The following is an 18,617-nucleotide window of genomic DNA, read 5'->3' as shown; positions in this document are numbered from 1 at the left end:
TTTTATTATTTTTTTAAAAGTATTTTGATTATTCATAGTAAATTTTAACAAAAAAACTCTCAATATATGAGAGTCTTATTTTAATTTTATTTCGATTTTTTCTACTTCTGGAGATAACTGTACTAATTTTACTCCTGATTTTTCAAACATATATTTTGATGCTTTTATAGAGTCTGTTTCCGCATATTTATCACTAAGGTAGTAAACTTCTCTTATCCCTGATTGTATAATATTTCTAGCACATTCATGACATGGAAAAAGATTTACATATATTCTACATCCTTCAAGTGATTTCCCTCTTGCATTAAGAATAGCATTTTGTTCCGCATGAACTACATATGGATATTTTGTATCTAAAAATTCTCCTTCTCTACTCCAAGGAAAATCATCGTCACTACATCCATTAATAAATCCATTGTATCCTATTGATACAATTCTATTATCTTTATCAACTACACAAGCTCCTACCTGAGTTGATGGATCTTTACTTCTCATTCCAGAAAGTATAGCAATTCCCATAAAATAATCATTCCAAGAAATATAATCTTCTCTTTTCATTTACATCCTCCATAACTGTTAGTATTCAATAAAATAATATATAAATAGTATTTATTTATATATTATTTTTTTATTATAACATTTGTTGAATATTAAGATAACAAATGTTAAACTTTTTATGTAGCTAGTATTACTTCTATTTTTCACATCAATGCTATATCTTATTTATTATTTTAAATGAAGGGGAGCTTTAACATGAAAAAATTATTTGATAGCTTAATTTTTAAGCTAGTACTAGCAGTTACTTTAGGACTTTTAATTGGATTTTATTCATTTGAAGGATTTATGAACATCGTAGTTACATTAAAATACATCTTAGGGCAAGTCATATTTTTTGCAGTTCCATTAATTATCATCGGATTTATAGCACCATCTATAGCAAAACTTAACAATAATGCTTCTAAACTATTAGGGTATGCTGTTGGTCTTGCTTATCTATCATCTGTAGGAGCAGCTTTATTCTCTGCTATTTTTGGGTACATATTAATACCAAAATTATCAATTGAATCTACAACTGAAGCTTTACGTGAATTACCAGAACTTATATTTAAATTAGATATCCCACAAGTCATGCCTGTTATGAGTGCTTTATTTTTATCTATAATAATAGGACTTGCTGTAACTTGGACTAAAGCAGATTTATTTGAAAAATTATTAGATCAATTCCAAGGAATTGTTTTAAGCTTAGTTAATAAAATAATAATACCTATATTACCATTCTTTATAGCTACAACATTTGCCGCATTAGCATATGAAGGTTCTATTACTAACCACTTACCTGTATTCTTAAAAGTCATAGTTATTGTTCTTATCGGTCATTTTATATGGCTTTCACTATTATACATAATTGGAGGAGCTATATCTGGCAAGAATCCGATAGAAGTTATAAAGTACTATGGACCTGCATACTTAACAGCCGTAGGAAGTATGTCTTCAGCTGCTACATTACCAGTAGCTTTAAGCTGTGCTAGAAAATCGAAAGTTTTAAGAAAAGATATATTAGATTTCTCTATACCACTTTGCTCTAATATACATCTTTGTGGTTCAGTACTAACTGAAGTATTCTTTGTAATGGTTGTGTCTCAAATACTTTATGGTCAACTTCCAAGTATGTCATCTATGATTTTATTCATAATATTACTTGGAGTATTTGCAATAGGTGCTCCTGGTGTTCCTGGTGGTACAGTCATGGCTTCATTAGGACTTATAACTAGTGTTCTTGCCTTTAATGAGACTGGAACAGCACTTATATTAACAATATTTGCTCTTCAAGATAGTTTTGGTACTGCTTGTAATGTTACAGGTGATGGTGCTTTATCGCTTATGCTTACAGGAATTGCAAATAAGAAAAAAATATCTAGTCAAGATAGCGTTAAAAACATATAAATTAATATAACTTATAATAAAAACCACTTTAAATAAGATTTTAAAATCTACTTAAAGTGGTTTTTATTTATATTTTTAAATTAAGTTATCATCTTTTAATAAGTTGTATAAAGTTGGACTAAAGTTAAATTGATCCATTAAATTATTTATTTCTTTTAATGCTTTCTCTTTTTTCTCTTTACTTACACTTCCCTTTGAAGCTCTAATTAATATATTTTTAGGCGAATGTGATATATCTATAAATTCTAAAAGCTGAGTTTTGTATCCAACAGCTTCTAGTAAATTAGCTCTAGCTGCATCTGTCATAAGGGCTGCTACTCTTTCTTGTACTATACCATACTTAGTTAATATAGATAGTGTATCAGTTTTCATTTGATGATTAAACTCATGCTGACAACATGGAACTGAGAATATCATCTTACTATTCCACTTAATAGCATTATATAAGGCATAATCAGTAGCTGTGTCACAAGCATGTAATGTAATTACCATATCCACTTTATTATTATATTTAAATCCATTTATATCGCCAAGTTCAAAATGAAGATTTTCATATCCATATCTTTCAGCTATTTCATTGCATTTTTTAATTACATCTTTCTTAAGGTCTAAGCCTATCATCTTTACATTAATCTTTTTAATTTCTACAAAATAATAATACAATACAAATGTTAAATAAGATTTTCCACATCCAAAATCTAAAATAGTTAACTCTTTTTGATCATTCTTTTTTATTTCATCATCTATTATTTCTACAAATCTATTTATTTGTTTATATTTATCATATTTTGATTTAATTACTTTTCCTTCTTTCGTAAATACTCCCAAGTCTATAAGAGGCTGTATTATCATTCCCTCTTTAAGGATATAATTCTTTTCTTTGTTGTGACTTTTATTAACAAGATTAGAATTATCACTTTTTTTCTTACCTAAGAATACTTTACCTTTTTTCGATATCTTTAAATCAAAGTTATTAGTAGTTGACCAAGCAGAAAGTTGTTTATAAAAAGATATAAACTCTAACATCTTATCTTCTAATTGGTCTTTTTCTATATTTTCATGGAATACTTGCTTATCAGTAAACTTTTCAATTTGATAGTATTCTTTATTTCCTTTTTCTTTTAATGCAAAATTTATTTTATTGTACTCAAAATCTTTACTCATTTTGTTACTAATTACAACTTTAATAATTTCTTGCTCTGCTATTTCTTTTATTGCTTTTTTTAAATCTTCCATTTTGACACCCTTATCATTCTTTATTTTATGTTGAATTTTATCTATAACAATATTATTACATATATTATATCAATTCAAACCTTTTTTAATTATAGTGATTATGACGATGCATTTTTTTTATTTTCTATTCTATCTAACTTTTTATTATATAAAAATACATAATAAGATGCTGTGAATACTATAATGTATCCCACTATGCTAAATATGTCTGGATATTGATTGAATATAAATATACTTAGTATAGCTGAGAAAATTATATTACTATAATCGAATATAGATATTTCTTTTGCTGGAGCATATCTATATGCTAATGTTACTCCAAATTGTCCTAAACTAGCAAATACGCCTGCTAATATCATATAAAGCAATTGTTTAAATGTCATAGGTTCATATACATATATAAACATCGGTAATATACTTATTAGTGAAAACATTGAAAAGAAAAATACTATTGTATGCGCTTCTTCTTTATTTCCAATTGATCTTAAGCATGTATATGCTGATGCTGCAAATACAGCTGACATTAAGCCTCCCATATAAGGTATTATCTCTACACTAAAAGTTGGCTTTATAATAAATAATGCACCTGTAAATGCTATAACTATAGATACTATTTGATTTTTATTTATTTTTTCTTTTAAAAATATTGCACTAAATATTACTACTAAAAATGGGCTTATTTTATTTAACATGTTTGCATCGGATAATACCAACTTATCAATTGCATAAAAATTAAGAATTACGCCCAATGTACCGAATAAAGATCTCATAAATAATAACTTTCTATTTTCCTTTTTACCAGTCATGCTTCCTTTATTTTTAATTATTAGGTATAAAGCTATAATTGCAGATACTAAATTTCTAAAAAATACTTTTTGGAAATTTGGTAAATCTCCGGCTAACTTAACAAAGGCTGACATAAGCGCAAAACCTAATGCTGAACATATTATACAAATTATACCTTTGATTCTATTAGATTTTATTATGTTATTCACTTAAAACCTCCTACTATATTATATAAATTGATTATTTTTAATAAGGTTTATATACCCTTATTTTCTTATACACTATCTTTTAAGTTTATATTTCTTAATATAAGTAGTCAATTAATAAATATATTTTATAATAAAAATAAGACCGGATATAAAATCCCGCCTTATTTTTATAGTTAATTTATTTGATTAAAGTGTGTATTGGCTATTTTAATGAACTATTAAATTCTTCTATTAATTGATTTTGATATTTTTCATCAAAAGTACCTTCTATTAATTTAGGTACAGCTTCATTTAATAGTCTCTCCCAAGAGAATCCTTCTTTGTTAACTAATATAGGATAGAAGTTTACATCATTATTTTGAGCTGCATGTAAATCCCCAGGTGCATCACCAACCATTAATATCTTATTAGCATCGTATCCTTTTTTCTTAAGCTCTGCTATACAGTGTTGCTTAGTTCCAGCTTCTTGTCCTAATAAAGCTTTAAGGTACTTAACTAAATCATGTCTGTTCCATTCACTATCTAATGCTTCTCCATTAGCTGATGAAACAACTGAAATATCTGCTAATTTAGATATCCCTTCTAAACCTACTTTAACGCCTTCAAATGGCTCATCATCTTGAGGTAAGTTCTCTATTGATTCATTTACTGCTAGTGACCATGCTAAAGTCATTTTTAACCCTTCACTATCAGTTTTTTCTATTTCTCTTCTTAATGAATTATTTGATAATTCATTAGTTGTTTCAACCCAATTTATTATACTATCAAGGTCTTTTATTTCTATACCTTCTTTACTTATTATCTTGAAAGTTTCAGCAAGACCTTTAAATCTATTTATTCCTCTTGTTCTTGTGTAAAGGTTTAAATCATACCAAAGATTTAATATATAATCTTCCTTTTCAAATAAATTCCATGTCTTTATCATTTCTGGTGCAAAACATTTTCTATGTTTTATTTCCATAGTATCCATCGCACATCCATCAGAATCTACACATACTAAAAATTCACTTGATTTTTCATATTGTTCAAAAACAGTTTGCATATTATATCCTCCACCCTATCCATATAATTTATATATTTATATAAAACAAGTATATTCTCCTAATTTTTATACTTTTCATCTCAATTGTAACTAATAGTTCCATATTATAAATTAATGTAACTTTCCCTTCTTGTATACTAACATACAAAATTTATTTAAGCAATCCTTTTCTCAAAAATATTTAACTTAATTAGAGTACATTTTATAATATAATAAAAAATAAAGTCCCCAGAATTTCTAAGAACTTTATTTCGTCATAAATATTTACTTTAATGTGTTTCCAGTAGAACCAAATCCACCTTCTCCTCTAACTGTTTCATTGACTTCCTTTACTTCTTCGAATGTACAATGATATACCTTCCTTAATACTCCTTGAGCTATTTTTGTATGCTTAGGTATTGTTATTTGATGATCTTCTTCATTTTTTAACATTATACCTACTTCACCTCTATAATCCATATCTACAGTACCTTCGTATACCGTTATATCTGCATTGACTCCAGAAGTAGTTGGAACACCTTTCATAGTTATTCCCGATTTATTTTTGATTTGTATTCCCCATCCATAAGGTATTTCGAAAATTAATCCCGTTTTAGCTATAGCTTTTTTTCGACCTTCTACAACTAAGTCCTCGCATGTAAATAAATCAAATCCACTATCTGTTGCATGTGCAAATATTGGTATAACAGCACTATCACTGATTTTTTTCACGTTCATTATCATATATAAATGTCTCCTTAATTATGTTTTTAACATCTTAACATACTTCATGTAATGCTATATTTTCTTCTCTTAATGTTTTTTTTACATCTATAACTCTTTGGTTTGAAGATCCTCTTAACATAATAGATAAATTTTTATTCTCCTCTTCAAACTTTCCATCTATTAAAACATCTACATAGTTTAATATTTTCTTTTGGATATAATTAAAGTTCTCTAAAGTATAACCTGTCCATAAGTATATTGTCTTATCTGGATAATGTCTTTTAAATTCCTTACAAAGCTCTATAACTCCATGAATGTTCTGTTCACATAATGGTTCTCCACCTAATATTGATAAATCTCTTTTAATATTATTTTTATTTATATTGGTAAGAATATAATCTAGGTTATCCTTTGTAAACTCTTTTCCACCGTTGTAATCCCATGTTTCTTTATTAAAACACCCTTTACAACGGTGTGGACACCCTTGTGTCCAAAAAGACATGGTTATTCCTAACCCATTTGCTATATCATTATCTTTTATTTTAGAAAATCTCAATTTCATCACTCCAAATCTTATAGATGTAGTACTCTTTCTCCTATTTCTTGAGTACGTCCTTTGCCCCACATATTTGAGCCTATATAACCACAAGTTCTTCTCATAACTTGCATTTCATCCTTATCTCTATTTCCACAGTTTGGACAATACCATTCTAGATCATTGTCTAACTTCATTTCTCCAGTATAATCACACTTGAAACATACATCTGGCTTCGTATTTATTTCAGCATACTGAATGTTATGATATATATAATTAATTATCTGCTCTACAGCAGGTAGGTTTTTACTCATGTCTGGTACTTCTACGTAACTTATACATCCACCTAAACTTATATCGTGGAACTGACTTTCAAATGTTAACTTAGAAAATGCATCTATCTCTTCAGTTACATGAACATGATATGAATTCGTATAATACATTCTATCTGTTACATTTTTTATTTCTCCAAATTTTTGTTTATCTATTCTGCAAAATCTTGAAGTTAAACTTTCTCCTGGAGTACCATATAATCCAAAACCTAATCCAGTTTCCTTTTTCCATCTACTACAAGTTTCATTCAGGTAATGCATAACCTTTAATGCAAACTCTTCACCTTCTTTTGTAGTATGACTTACTCCTAGCATTGCTTGAGTCATTTCATATATTCCTACATAACCTAACGAAAGTGTTGAGTAACCATCTTTTAATAACTTGTCTATCTTTTCTCCTTTTTTAAGTCTTGCAATACCACCATGTTGCCAGTGGATTGGAGATATATCTGATGTAGTTCCTAATAAGAAGTTATGCCTAACCATTAAAGCTTCTTTACAAAGGTCTAATCTTTCATCTAATACTTTCCAAAATTTATTCATATCTTTATTAGCTGTTAGTGCTACTTGCACTAAGTTAAGAGATATAACACCTTGATTAAATCTTCCGTACCATTTATAATTTCCATTTTCATCTTTCCAATTGCTTAGATGTGATCTACATCCCATTGGAGGGAATGTCTCTCCATCATAATTTTTTCTCATAATTTTGGCAGATTGATAATCTGGTACTAGTCTCTTAGTATTACACTTAGCTGCTAGTTTAGTGATATAATCATATTTTCCGCCTTCTAAGCAATTATGTTCATCAAGTAAATAAACTAATTTAGGGAATTCCTCACCAATCTCTTTACCTTTATAATTTTTCATACCTTCTAATCTCTGAAGAATCATTTCTTCACAAATTAATGCCATTTCTTTTTCGTATTCATTACCTTCTTCAATTTCTAAATAAATAGTTGAGAAAGGTGATTGCCCATTACTAGTGTGTAGTGTAGATAGTTGATATCTAATTGTCTGAATCCCTGATTTTAATTCTTCTAACATCCTTTCTTCTGCTAATTCCTTAGCCATTTCTTCTGAATACTTTTCTTTATATCTATTAAAATACTTATCATATGACACTCTTAAGAATGGAGCTATATGTTTTATAGTTATAGAATTTCCACCATATTGGCCACTCGCTATCTGAGCTATAATTTGAGTTACTATAGTACAAGCTGTTGAGAATGATTTTGGAGATTCAACTAACTTATTATTTATGACCGTTCCATTAGTAAGCATATCCTCTAAGTTTATAAGCATACAGTTATGAATCGGCTGTATAGTATAATCCATATCATGAAAATGAAGTACACCTTCATCATGAGCTTGAACTATATGAGCTGGTATTAGCTTTCTTCTTGCAATATCCTTTGATACCTCTCCAGCTACTAAGTCTCTTTGAGTAGAAGCCAGCATACCATTTTTATTTGAATTTTCATTAAGCACATCTTCATTACTTCTATCAAGTAATCCTAATATACTCTTATCAGTTGTATTATTTTCTCTTTTAAATGACTGCACTGCTCTATACCCTTCGTATGCTTTTGCTGTTAATTCTTGTTTATTATCTATTAGCATTCTATAAACCATATCTTCGACTTGATTAACTGTTGGCAATATAGAATTTTCATAACAATAAGTTTCTATATCAGTTGATATTTTATTTGCTATTTCTTCATTATAAATTCCACTGCCATATTTCATCGCTTTTAATATTGCATTTTTTATTTTAAATTTATCAAATTCAACGCTATTTCCATCTCTTTTAATTATCATTAGCTCTTTAATCATAGCATTCTCCTTTTCATCAATTATGTAATTCTTCATATTCCTTAATTCTAGGATAAAATATATATTTTTTATTATTTCAAGTATTGACTTTTAACACTATATACCCTTCACCTCGTACTATATATAGTGAGTACCTACTTATTCTATACTATATATAGTATGTAAGCAAGATATTTTTATTTTTTTTATTTTTATTTTTAATGATAAAAACAAAGGGCTTTATTGCCACATTTTGTAATAATAAAGCTTTCTTTTTAATTATAAAATTAAAATATTTTTTATTTTTTAGCCTATATTTTTTATAAAATTATTATACTTTGAAAATATATTTAATCATTACATATCTACTATATTTATAAACATCTCTTTTAATATCTTTATATCTTTATTACCAATAAATATTGTTTAATTTTTATATACTTTAGAAATATTTTATTTATTTTGGACAAACTAAAATAATAATAACAATTTTTGTTATTGATAATGATTATTATTTTTGATACTATATTTATATGATAATAATTATCAATTAGGAGGTTGAAATGAATACAATCTGTGAAAAATGTTATTGTGAAAATAAATTAAATTCATCTTATATGAAAAAAATTCTAGAACTATTGGGACCTGTAATATTAGGCTCTAAACCAGCTGAGATTTTAAATATTTCAGGAAAATCTGATATAAAATCAAATAAGTTAATGGAAATAAAATCTTTTTTTAATAATTGCAATAAAATTACTTATAAAATAATAAATACTTATGATGGTGGTATAAGAGTTCTATTTATTAATAAAAAATCTTTATCACATATTTTCTTTAATAAAAAATGTGTAAACTTTTTAAAGTTTATTGGATATCCATCTGATTATAATTTAGATTCTTATATAAATATGTTAGTTGATAAATTACATTCTGAAGAATTCCCAGATGAAATAGGCATATTTTTAGGATATCCTCTTAAAGATGTTCTAGGGTTTATGGGATATGGTAAAAATGAATTATCTGCAACTAGATATTGGAGGATTTACGGAGACCCTTCTATTTCTTATGAGATTAGTAATAATTTTTTAAAAGACAGAGCTAAAATGAAAGAAATGATTAACACATCTTCTCTTTCTGAATTGAAAAATGTAATTTAATATTTTCCAATTTATTTGTTTTAAATAAATTTCCATGGGTATCTATATATTAGAAAATGATAATAATTATCATTTTCTATAATTAGTATAAGAGGTGATATATATGGATTTAATGACAAACATAAGAAGAAATAGCGCTACACTTCATAGTGCAGCTGAGCACAGTGGTTTTATAAAAAGAATAGTTGATGGTAACGCATCAAGAGAGAGTTATGCCGAATATTTATTTAATTTATCTGCTATGTATAAGTCTATAGAAAATGTTATTGAAAACAACTCTACTAATGAGATAATTAAAGACTTTGTTACGCCTGAATTATATCGTTATGATTTAATTCAAAAGGATTTAAAGTTCTTATTAGGAGATAAATTAGATAAAATGGAATTACTTCCTTCTACGCTTGCTTTCATTGATAAAATTAACGATTTAGAAAAAACTAATCCAGAATTAATAATAGCTTATGCTTATACAAGATTTATAGCTGATTTATTTGGAGGAAGAACTTTTATTGCTTTATTAAGCGTTAATTATAAAGTTGAACCTGAAGGTCTAAATTATTATTCTTGCGATAAGATTAAAGATATCAGATCTTATGTTATGAATTATGCTAATAAAATAAACAGTTTAAATTTATCAAAAGAAATGGAAGTTAAATTTATAAATGAAATAAGTAATGCTTATATTTATAACTTAGCAATATCAAATGAATTAGAGGCTAAACTTTACAATAATTAATAAATATTATGAAATAAGAATGAGACTTTAAATGTAATTAAAGTCTCATTTTTTATTTTATACTTTTATAAAATTTAATTTCTTAATATTTTTATATTGAAATTAATTCATGTTAAATCCATATTAACTTAAGATTTATTTAAGGTTAAATTTTTACAATATGAATATAAAATAGTTAATAATAAGGGGTTGATAACATATGGCAATTAAATCTTTTAAACGTTATGAAAAAAAGTTTATATTAGACAAAGAACAATATAATAAGCTAATTCCGAAATTACTTGAATATATGACTCCTGATAAATATTGTAAGTCAGGAAAAAACTATAATATTTATAATATCTACTACGATACAGAACATAATGATGTAATTAGACACTCTATTTCTAAGCCATTTTATAAAGAAAAACTTAGACTTAGAAGTTATAAAATTCCAACTAATTCTTCTGATAAAGTCTTCTTAGAATTAAAAAAGAAAATAAATGGTATCGTAAATAAAAGAAGAGTTTCACTTACATTAGAAGAAGCATATAAGTTTTTAGAATTAGGTGAGATACCTTACTCTAATGACTACATAAATACACAGATACTTAATGAAATAGAATATTACTTAAATAATAATACTGTCAAACCCACAGTTTATATTGGTTATACTAGAAACGCTTTCTTTGCCAAGGATGATCCTGACTTTAGGTTAACTTTCGATTCTAATATTATTTCAAGAAGAAATAATTTATCTTTAGAATTAGGTAATTCTGGTGAGGATATCTTAGGTGAAGATAAATATCTTATGGAAGTTAAAATTTTGGGAGCTATTCCTGTATGGTTTACAAGAATCCTTTCAGAGCTTTCAATATATAATACTCATTTTTCAAAATATGGCAATGAATATATGTCTTATTGCTTAAATAAACAAAATAATCATATAAAAGGAGAAAAAGTATGTTAGAAACAATAATTGCATCAACAACAGGAGAGTCTTTTACTCTCACTAATGCACTACTTGTAATAATATCCTCAATTGTGCTTGGACTAGCTATTAGTCTTGTATATATGAAAACAAATAAAAAATCTGGATATAGCTCAGGATTTAGTATAACACTAATAATGCTACCAGTTATAATTTCAATTATAATTCTTTTAGTTGGCAATAATGTAGCTAGAGCATTTAGCTTAGCTGGAGCATTTTCGATAATTCGCTTTAGAAGTGCACCTGGGGATCCAAAGGATATTTCTTATGTATTCTTTACATTAGCTGTCGGACTTACTTGTGGTATGGGCTACATAGGATATGGAATAATATTCACTACTATTTTATGTGCTGTAATGCTTATATTAGATGCTACAAAGTTTGCTATGCCTAAGACTAAAACTATGCAACTAAAAATTACTGTACCTGAGGATCTAAATTTTGAAGGTATATTTGAAGATATATTAGTAGAATATACTAACGCTTGGAATATTGAAAAAGTTAAAACTAGAGACTTTGGTGCTTTATTTGAACTTACTTACGTTATTCATATGAAACCCAACGTAGATCAAAAGAAATTTATAGATGAATTAAGGTGTAGGAATGGTAATTTAAATATAACACTTACCCTATCTGGTTTCGAAGAAAAAGTTTATAATTAGATTTGATATTTTCAAACGAAAATTTGGGCTGATGTATAGATTTGCTTTAATGTGGTATATAATACTGCAATTACTAGTTGATTTATATATCAGCCCTTGCTAGTTTATATAATTCTCATACTAAGTATATATTAAAATATATTTTAAATAATCTTAATATAGATTTAGTATTTTAATGTAGAATAGGACTATATTTTATACAAATTGTAAATTATGTAAAGAGGTGATTTTATGAAATTATTATTGGTTGAAGATGAAATTCAATTATCTGAGGCTTTATGCCAAATTCTTATAAAAAATAATTATTCTGTTGATGCCGTCTATGATGGTGATGATGGTTTAAATTATGGTTTAACTGATATTTATGATGTAATTATTCTAGATATAATGCTACCTAAGTTAAATGGACTTCAAGTTCTCAAAATTCTAAGAAAGAAGGGAATATCTACCCCCATTATTTTACTTACCGCTAAAGATAGTGTTGAAGACAAAGTTACTGGATTAGATTTAGGTGCCGATGATTATTTAGCAAAGCCTTTTTCATCTGAAGAACTACTTGCTAGGCTAAGGGCTTTAACAAGAAGAAAAGGTGACATTATTAATGATAATATCTTAGACTTTGGTGATATTCGATTAAATTTATCAACCTATGATTTGGAGTGTAAAAATAATTCTATAACTCTTACATTAAAAGAATTTGATATACTTCATTATTTTATGCAAAGACCAAAAAGCATTGTAAGCAAGGATGATTTAATAACAAAACTTTGGGGATTTGATTCTGAGGCTGATTACAATAACATTGAGGTTTATATTTCATTTTTAAGAAAAAAATTAACTCATATTGACTCATCTGTTAAGATTTCAACTATAAGACGAGTTGGATATAAGTTGGAGGAATAAATATGTTTGATAAACTTAAGCTAAAATTTGTACTAATAAATATGAGTTTATTAACAGTTGTATTTATAAGTATTTTTGGAACTTTATATTTTATGACTAATGAAAGTATGAATAGGGAAACTAACGGTTCTCTTAATGCTTTAATGATTGATAGTCATAAACCTAGACCAAACACTAGTAATATAATGGTCGATGTTGATGATAACGGAAATATAATAAAAAAATTTATTTCTTTCAATCTTAATGTTAATACTAACGATTTACAAAATGCAATTAATAAAATTTTAAATAATAAAAAGGATTCCTCTAAAATTAATATTAACCAAGAACCATATGTATACTTAAAAAAAACAAGTTATACAACTACAAAAATCGTATTTTTAAATATATCTTATCAAGAGAACTTTAAACTATCTCTTTTAAAAATATTTATTTCTGTTGGGTCAATAAGTTTAATAGCATTGCTTATTATCAGCATGTATCTTACTAATAAAAGTATTAAACCTATAAAAGAGGTTTTTGAAAAGCAAAAGCAATTTATAGCTGATGCGTCTCATGAATTAAAAACTCCATTAACTATAATAAAAACTAATACATCTTTAGTACTTAGTAATCCTGAGGATACTGTAAAAAATCAACGTAAATGGATTAATTATATAAACTTACAGACTGATAGAATGTCTGAACTAGTTAATGAAATGCTATCTCTAGCAAAGTTAGATACAGAGAAAAATACACTTATATTCTCTTCTATTAATATAAGTAAAATAATTGAAAGTATGATTTTACAATTCGATGCTATAATTTATGAAAATGGAATAAAATTATATACTAAAATAGATAATGATATTTTTATCACTGGAGATAAAGAAAGTATAAAAAAATTATTTAGTATAATTATGGATAACGCTATCAAACATACTAATAATAAAGGTAGTATTCATGTAAATTTAGTCTTGGATAAGAATACGGTTAAGTTATCTGTAAAAAATACAGGTAATGGTATATCTTCAGAACATATTGAAAAAATCTTTGAAAGATTCTACAGAGTTGATAGCTCTAGGGTAAGAGAAACCGGTGGTTATGGATTAGGTCTTTCTATTGCAAAATCCATAGTTGAACAGCACAAAGGCAATATATACGCTAAAAGTACAATTGATAGTGATACAACATTTTTTGTAGAATTTCCTATTAGCTTTTAAAATCTCTAAGAATTATGTTAAAATACTTTTTAGTAAAATAATACATAGGGGGTTTTATAATTGAATAAAACTAATGCACTTAAGGTAATAAAATTGTCATTTGGAAGTTCCCTAGCTATTTTTATTGCTTGGATGTTAAATCTAGAATACTCTACTGTTGCAGGAGTTATTACATTGCTAACAGTAAAGAATACAAAAAAAGAGACTCTTAAAGGTACTCTGGGAAAAATCTATGGATTTGTTTTATGTACTATATTTTCATACTTATGCTTTAATATTTTAGGATATCATTTATATGCATTCGCATTGTATATTTTAATAATTATAAGCCTTTGTTTTATATTTAAAATACAAGATGTAATTGCTATGTGTGTTGTTATTGCTTCACATTATTTTCTTCAAGGTGAAGTATCTATCCATTGGATTTTAAATGAATCTGGTTTATTTATAATTGGTGCTGGAATTGGAGTTATAATTAATTTATACATTCCATCGAATATTAATAAAATTTATGAAGGCCAAAGAAGAATGCAAGAAGAAGTAAGTTCTGTTCTTATAGATATTGCTGATTTAATTGTAAATCCTAATAAAGATAGCAATTATAATAAAGATTTATATACATTAAATAAACTTATCAGTAATAGTATTTCTGCAGCTTATGAAAATATGAATAATAATTTACTAAGTGATACTAAGTTTTTCTTAGATCATATGGAAATTATTAAAAGTCAAAGAGATATATTAGAAAACTTATATGACTATGTATCTCAATTAAGTTCAACTCCACCTCAAGGTCATATTATTTCTGCTTTTATACATAAAATTGGTCATACTGCTTTTGAGGCTGAAACTGTAAATGCCCTTTTAGATGAATTAAATAGGCTTATGAATAATATGAAAAATGAACCACTACCAATTGATAGAATTGAATTTGAAGATAGGGCTATTTTATTTTTATGTTTAACTGAATTAAAAAAGTTTTTAGTTAATCGTAAAAATGCTCAAACTCTTAGAGATAATTACTTTTATAATTTATAAATAATATAAAACTACCTATATAATATTTTATATAGGTAGTTTTTCTATTATTTCACAATACTTAAACTTATATTTCCATCATATACATGATTTTCATTATTTTCAGTATTTCCTTTTACTGCATATAAAGTTTTCTTACTATTTCTATCTATCACGTATAAGTATTTTGATATTTCTCCTGTACTGCTCCATGATGATTCTATATACTTTTGAGTTGCAATAGATATAAATAATTTATTATCTACATATCTAATATGATCTATACTATATCCCATATCATTAGTATTTTTATTATAATCAAAATCTAATGTATATGCTACTTTTTCATTAACTATTTCATTAGTATTTAAGTCAATTTCCATTTCATATATATTAAATTTTTCTCCTGCCTCATAGTCATATATAAGATACACCTTGTCCTCTATTAAATAATATTTATGTATTTCCCATAGCCCATCTTCATCTGTATTTTTTCCTAATTCTAAAGTATCAAACCTTCTTGTTTCTAAATCAAATGATAATAATTGAAATGTTGTTTCAGTTTCATTTTTATCACTTTTACTATATAATCTATTTACAAAATAAGCTGTATTATCCTTAGCAAACGAAATATTGTATGAAATATTTGACTCTCCATCTTTGCTAAGTGTCTTAGTTAATATATGTTCTGAACTTTCATTATCTAGATCTAATTTGTATACATATATTCTTGATTCTTCAGTTTGATTTTCATATTTATTAACATTAGCATAGTTTTCTATATCTACTCCAACTACTATGTATAAATCATCTTTATATTTAATAGGAACAGTATTTGTTGATACACCATTATCTGTATCATTTTTAAAATATGTACCTAGTTTTATTGTATAATTTTTAATATCTTTAGTATCTATATTCTCTTCCATTACTGTTGCTACTAATTCTTTTTTTTCATCATTAGAATTTTCCTCTGAATAATCTATACCTACACTCACTATCCCTACATAATTATCGTACTGATACGTTCCATTCATTCCTTGTGAATAATTCAACATATCCTTATTAGTTATTAAATCTTGTATATCACTAAATCTATTTGGTGTAGTTGTCGCAAATTTATCCTCATTAATTCCATCTTTACTTATTGTGGTTTTTGTTGTTTTATATGAATTTTGAATATTTTGGAAAATTATATTTACATTCTCTAATGCAGATTTACTGCCTTTTAATTCTTCAATTTTAATTTTTTCTTTATCATTCATGCACATAAAAATGCTTAAACCTATCATTGTTATTATTGAGCCTGCAAGAATCATTCTTGACGATTTTAATTTCATATATATTCCCCCCCTAAAGATATATCTTTTTATTTAAAAGCTTATATGATATTCCCATTGATACTAACGCTGTCATTAAGTAATATGCAGTTTGATACATTAATAATTGACCGCTGAATGATTTATAAGCTATCACATATAAGTTAATCATACAAAAAATAACTATATATCCTATTCCAAGTAATATACCTATTTTTTTAAATGACTTTTGAATTATTATTCCTGTAAATATAATAATCACCGAAATTATTGTACCTATTATATTTATCATAATGAATGAAATACCATCAAATTGCATAAATCCTAGTAAACTAAGCGATAGTCTACCTTGCAAAATATATATAATTTGACTTAATGTTACTGATGTTAATGAAGTTACTATAAATGCAGATATTATCCAAGATAAAAATTGTGCAATTATTACCCCATATATAAGAAATACAATGGTAATTAATTTTGCTATATACATATCAAATTTATTATTTGGTAACATAAAAAGTGTATATGCAGTTTTGCTTTTTCCTAAAAAATCTCTGTACCAAATTACAAATGCATAAAGTAAACATATCACAATTGCAACTATAAAGGCCATACACATAATAGTAAATATGTCACCCATCACATCTTCCCTTATAATTCTAGCTGATGATGCTTTTTGTAAAATTTGAATACTCTTGTTAGTTTCAAGTCTTGCAGATACTTTAAACACTACATTGATTAACCCTGCTACTACTACACCTACATTAAAAGCAATAAATGCAAAGAGCATACTGAAATATAATTTATATATTCTCTTAAACTCTATATCGTATAAAGTAAATATTTTATTCATCCCTATATACCTCCCTCATTTTATCTACAATAGACATTCCTTCTTTTTCCCTAGCTTCTTCGGCATTAAATTCACATACTAATTTTCCATTGTTTATAAATATTACATCATCTACAATCATTTCTATTTCTGGTATTTCATGAGTTGTAATTACTATACTTTGTTCATCAGTCATATATCTTACCATCATTTTTATGATTTCTTCTCTTTTAAATATATCAATACCAGAGAATGGCTCATCTAGTAAAATATATTTTGATTCTTGAGCAAAACCTAAGATTATTTTTATTCTTGCTTTATTTCCTTTTGATAAATTAGATATTTTTTTATCATCCGTTATATTAAAGTTCTTAAGCATTTCATAAGCTTTTTCATTATTCCAATGTTTATAAAATACGCTCATAAATTCAAATGTTTCTTTTATATTTAGCTGTGGAAAATGTATATCTATATCTGGAACAAAAGCTAATTTATCATATATTTTGTTACTTATAGCTTCTCCATCTATTAATATTTCTCCCTTATCTAACTTTACTAGACCTGATATAGCCTTTAGTATTGTGGATTTTCCTACTCCGTTTGTTCCTAATATACATGTTATTTTTCCTTCATGTATATTAAATGATATATTATCAAGAGCTTTTGTTCTTTTATATATCTTTACAACATTTTTTACCTCTATCATAAAGTCCCCCTAGTATCTATCATTTATAATTTTTATAATTTCTTCTTTATCTACATTTATAGCTTTCATACTTTCTATAAATAGCTCCATCGATTCATCGATTAAATTTTGTTTTATATCGTTTATTATATTTACATCAGTTGTTATTGTACTTTGATAATTTCTTGCTGTATTTATAATCCCCATATCCTCCATCTCCTTATATGCTTTTTGAACAGTATTTGGATTTACTTTTATACTTACTGCCATTTCTCGTCTTGATGGGATTGCATCCCCAGGACTTAAACTTCCATTAACCACCTGTTGTTTCATATATCTAACTATTTGAATATATACAGGTTCTCTGTCATTAGGTATAAAATTCATTATTTCACCTCCGTATTACTGTACTATATCAGTAGTACACCTTATAAGTGTATTATAATTATAATACACTTATAATACAATACTTTTTTTATTTTATACTTTATAAAACAATAAAAATACTCAGCATAATATTTAAATTT

19 protein-coding genes are annotated in these 18,617 nt (G+C 26.2%); 8 read left to right on the top strand and 11 right to left on the bottom strand.

All coding sequences use genetic code 11. The features are described from left to right. Positions 1–75: 75 nt before the first annotated feature. Positions 76–558, bottom strand: a complete 483-nt coding sequence (locus tag H8923_RS10845; protein WP_153924805.1) for a deoxycytidylate deaminase — start codon at positions 556–558, stop codon at positions 76–78. A gap of 195 nt (positions 559–753) precedes the next feature. On the opposite strand from H8923_RS10845, the gene H8923_RS10840 reads away from it, so the two are divergent. Further along, positions 754–1,944: a dicarboxylate/amino acid:cation symporter gene (locus H8923_RS10840; RefSeq protein ID WP_153924802.1), complete on the top strand. Its 1,191-nt coding sequence runs from the start codon at positions 754–756 to the stop codon at positions 1,942–1,944. Between the two features lie 75 nt (positions 1,945–2,019). Here H8923_RS10840 and H8923_RS10835 read toward each other — a convergent pair whose 3' ends face one another. The 6 genes from H8923_RS10835 to nrdD form a co-directional block, all read right to left on the bottom strand. Further along, the gene (locus tag H8923_RS10835) at positions 2,020–3,180 is read right to left on the bottom strand and encodes a class I SAM-dependent methyltransferase (protein ID WP_153924800.1); all 1,161 of its coding nucleotides are present in this window, start codon (positions 3,178–3,180) and stop codon (positions 2,020–2,022) included. A gap of 98 nt (positions 3,181–3,278) precedes the next feature. Next, positions 3,279–4,175, bottom strand: coding sequence for a DMT family transporter (locus H8923_RS10830; RefSeq protein ID WP_187127914.1), 897 nt, complete (start codon positions 4,173–4,175; stop codon positions 3,279–3,281). A 202-nt stretch (positions 4,176–4,377) separates the two neighbouring features. Beyond that, positions 4,378–5,217 carry an HAD family hydrolase gene (locus H8923_RS10825; protein ID WP_153924797.1) on the bottom strand — a complete coding sequence of 280 codons (840 nt, stop codon included), beginning with the start codon at positions 5,215–5,217 and terminating at the stop codon, positions 4,378–4,380. A 264-nt stretch (positions 5,218–5,481) separates the two neighbouring features. Further along, positions 5,482–5,940: a dUTP diphosphatase gene (gene dut / locus H8923_RS10820; protein WP_153924794.1), complete on the bottom strand. Its 459-nt coding sequence runs from the start codon at positions 5,938–5,940 to the stop codon at positions 5,482–5,484. A gap of 34 nt (positions 5,941–5,974) precedes the next feature. Then, positions 5,975–6,478, bottom strand: a complete 504-nt coding sequence (gene nrdG, locus H8923_RS10815) for an anaerobic ribonucleoside-triphosphate reductase activating protein (protein WP_153924789.1) — start codon at positions 6,476–6,478, stop codon at positions 5,975–5,977. A 17-nt stretch (positions 6,479–6,495) separates the two neighbouring features. After that, a complete protein-coding gene (gene nrdD / locus H8923_RS10810) occupies positions 6,496–8,625 on the bottom strand; it encodes an anaerobic ribonucleoside-triphosphate reductase (RefSeq protein ID WP_153924786.1) in 2,130 nt (709 codons plus the stop codon). Positions 8,626–9,167: 542 nt separating this feature from the next. Between nrdD and H8923_RS10805 the strand changes: the two genes are divergently transcribed. The 7 genes from H8923_RS10805 to H8923_RS10775 all read left to right on the top strand — a co-directional run bounded on the left by H8923_RS10805 (position 9,168) and on the right by H8923_RS10775 (position 15,275). Then, complete coding sequence (locus tag H8923_RS10805) at positions 9,168–9,764, top strand: DUF3793 family protein (RefSeq protein ID WP_153924782.1); 597 nt, start codon at positions 9,168–9,170, stop codon at positions 9,762–9,764. A 103-nt stretch (positions 9,765–9,867) separates the two neighbouring features. Then, the gene (locus tag H8923_RS10800; protein WP_153924779.1) at positions 9,868–10,500 is read left to right on the top strand and encodes a biliverdin-producing heme oxygenase; all 633 of its coding nucleotides are present in this window, start codon (positions 9,868–9,870) and stop codon (positions 10,498–10,500) included. Between the two features lie 199 nt (positions 10,501–10,699). Continuing rightward, entirely contained in the window at positions 10,700–11,449 is a 750-nt protein-coding gene (locus H8923_RS10795) for a polyphosphate polymerase domain-containing protein (RefSeq protein ID WP_153924776.1), read from the top strand. After that, on the top strand, positions 11,443–12,132 hold the full coding sequence (locus H8923_RS10790; protein WP_153924773.1) for a DUF4956 domain-containing protein: 690 nt from the start codon (positions 11,443–11,445) through the stop codon (positions 12,130–12,132). The genes H8923_RS10795 and H8923_RS10790 overlap by 7 nt, the downstream gene beginning before the upstream one ends. Before the next feature lie 231 nt (positions 12,133–12,363). Beyond that, positions 12,364–13,035, top strand: a complete 672-nt coding sequence (locus H8923_RS10785) for a response regulator transcription factor (RefSeq protein ID WP_153924770.1) — start codon at positions 12,364–12,366, stop codon at positions 13,033–13,035. Positions 13,036–13,037: 2 nt separating this feature from the next. Further along, positions 13,038–14,237: a sensor histidine kinase gene (locus H8923_RS10780; protein ID WP_153924767.1), complete on the top strand. Its 1,200-nt coding sequence runs from the start codon at positions 13,038–13,040 to the stop codon at positions 14,235–14,237. 60 nt (positions 14,238–14,297) lie between these two features. Beyond that, on the top strand, positions 14,298–15,275 hold the full coding sequence (locus H8923_RS10775; RefSeq protein WP_153924765.1) for an aromatic acid exporter family protein: 978 nt from the start codon (positions 14,298–14,300) through the stop codon (positions 15,273–15,275). A 47-nt stretch (positions 15,276–15,322) separates the two neighbouring features. Here H8923_RS10775 and H8923_RS10770 read toward each other — a convergent pair whose 3' ends face one another. The 4 genes from H8923_RS10770 to H8923_RS10755 are packed head-to-tail and all read right to left on the bottom strand — an operon-like array spanning position 15,323 to position 18,477. Beyond that, positions 15,323–16,594 carry a hypothetical protein gene (locus H8923_RS10770; protein ID WP_153924762.1) on the bottom strand — a complete coding sequence of 424 codons (1,272 nt, stop codon included), beginning with the start codon at positions 16,592–16,594 and terminating at the stop codon, positions 15,323–15,325. A 13-nt stretch (positions 16,595–16,607) separates the two neighbouring features. Beyond that, positions 16,608–17,426: a hypothetical protein gene (locus H8923_RS10765; RefSeq protein WP_153924759.1), complete on the bottom strand. Its 819-nt coding sequence runs from the start codon at positions 17,424–17,426 to the stop codon at positions 16,608–16,610. Further along, positions 17,419–18,111, bottom strand: a complete 693-nt coding sequence (locus tag H8923_RS10760; protein ID WP_153924756.1) for an ABC transporter ATP-binding protein — start codon at positions 18,109–18,111, stop codon at positions 17,419–17,421. The genes H8923_RS10765 and H8923_RS10760 overlap by 8 nt, the downstream gene beginning before the upstream one ends. A 9-nt stretch (positions 18,112–18,120) precedes the next feature. Beyond that, complete coding sequence (locus H8923_RS10755; protein ID WP_153924754.1) at positions 18,121–18,477, bottom strand: GntR family transcriptional regulator; 357 nt, start codon at positions 18,475–18,477, stop codon at positions 18,121–18,123. Positions 18,478–18,617: the final 140 nt, after the last annotated feature.

This window comes from Romboutsia faecis, from assembly GCF_014323405.1.
GTDB lineage: Bacteria > Bacillota > Clostridia > Peptostreptococcales > Peptostreptococcaceae > Romboutsia_E > Romboutsia_E faecis.
Note: the sequence above shows the minus strand (reverse complement) of the source record. Positions and strands in the feature narration are given on the sequence as shown.

Bases quoted from the DNA above. Each gene is read 5' to 3' on its own strand.
- H8923_RS10845 (WP_153924805.1), bottom strand. From the start codon at position 558: ATGAAAAGAGAAGATTATATTTCTTGGAATGATTATTTTATGGGAATT.
- H8923_RS10840 (WP_153924802.1), top strand. From the start codon at position 754: ATGAAAAAATTATTTGATAGCTTAATTTTTAAGCTAGTACTAGCAGTT.
- H8923_RS10835 (WP_153924800.1), bottom strand. From the start codon at position 3,180: ATGGAAGATTTAAAAAAAGCAATAAAAGAAATAGCAGAGCAAGAAATT.
- H8923_RS10825 (WP_153924797.1), bottom strand. From the start codon at position 5,217: ATGCAAACTGTTTTTGAACAATATGAAAAATCAAGTGAATTTTTAGTA.
- dut (WP_153924794.1), bottom strand. From the start codon at position 5,940: ATGATAATGAACGTGAAAAAAATCAGTGATAGTGCTGTTATACCAATA.
- nrdD (WP_153924786.1), bottom strand. From the start codon at position 8,625: ATGATTAAAGAGCTAATGATAATTAAAAGAGATGGAAATAGCGTTGAA.
- H8923_RS10805 (WP_153924782.1), top strand. From the start codon at position 9,168: ATGAATACAATCTGTGAAAAATGTTATTGTGAAAATAAATTAAATTCA.
- H8923_RS10800 (WP_153924779.1), top strand. From the start codon at position 9,868: ATGGATTTAATGACAAACATAAGAAGAAATAGCGCTACACTTCATAGT.
- H8923_RS10795 (WP_153924776.1), top strand. From the start codon at position 10,700: ATGGCAATTAAATCTTTTAAACGTTATGAAAAAAAGTTTATATTAGAC.
- H8923_RS10790 (WP_153924773.1), top strand. From the start codon at position 11,443: ATGTTAGAAACAATAATTGCATCAACAACAGGAGAGTCTTTTACTCTC.
- H8923_RS10785 (WP_153924770.1), top strand. From the start codon at position 12,364: ATGAAATTATTATTGGTTGAAGATGAAATTCAATTATCTGAGGCTTTA.
- H8923_RS10780 (WP_153924767.1), top strand. From the start codon at position 13,038: ATGTTTGATAAACTTAAGCTAAAATTTGTACTAATAAATATGAGTTTA.
- H8923_RS10770 (WP_153924762.1), bottom strand. From the start codon at position 16,594: ATGAAATTAAAATCGTCAAGAATGATTCTTGCAGGCTCAATAATAACA.
- H8923_RS10765 (WP_153924759.1), bottom strand. From the start codon at position 17,426: ATGAATAAAATATTTACTTTATACGATATAGAGTTTAAGAGAATATAT.
- H8923_RS10760 (WP_153924756.1), bottom strand. From the start codon at position 18,111: ATGATAGAGGTAAAAAATGTTGTAAAGATATATAAAAGAACAAAAGCT.
- H8923_RS10755 (WP_153924754.1), bottom strand. From the start codon at position 18,477: ATGAATTTTATACCTAATGACAGAGAACCTGTATATATTCAAATAGTT.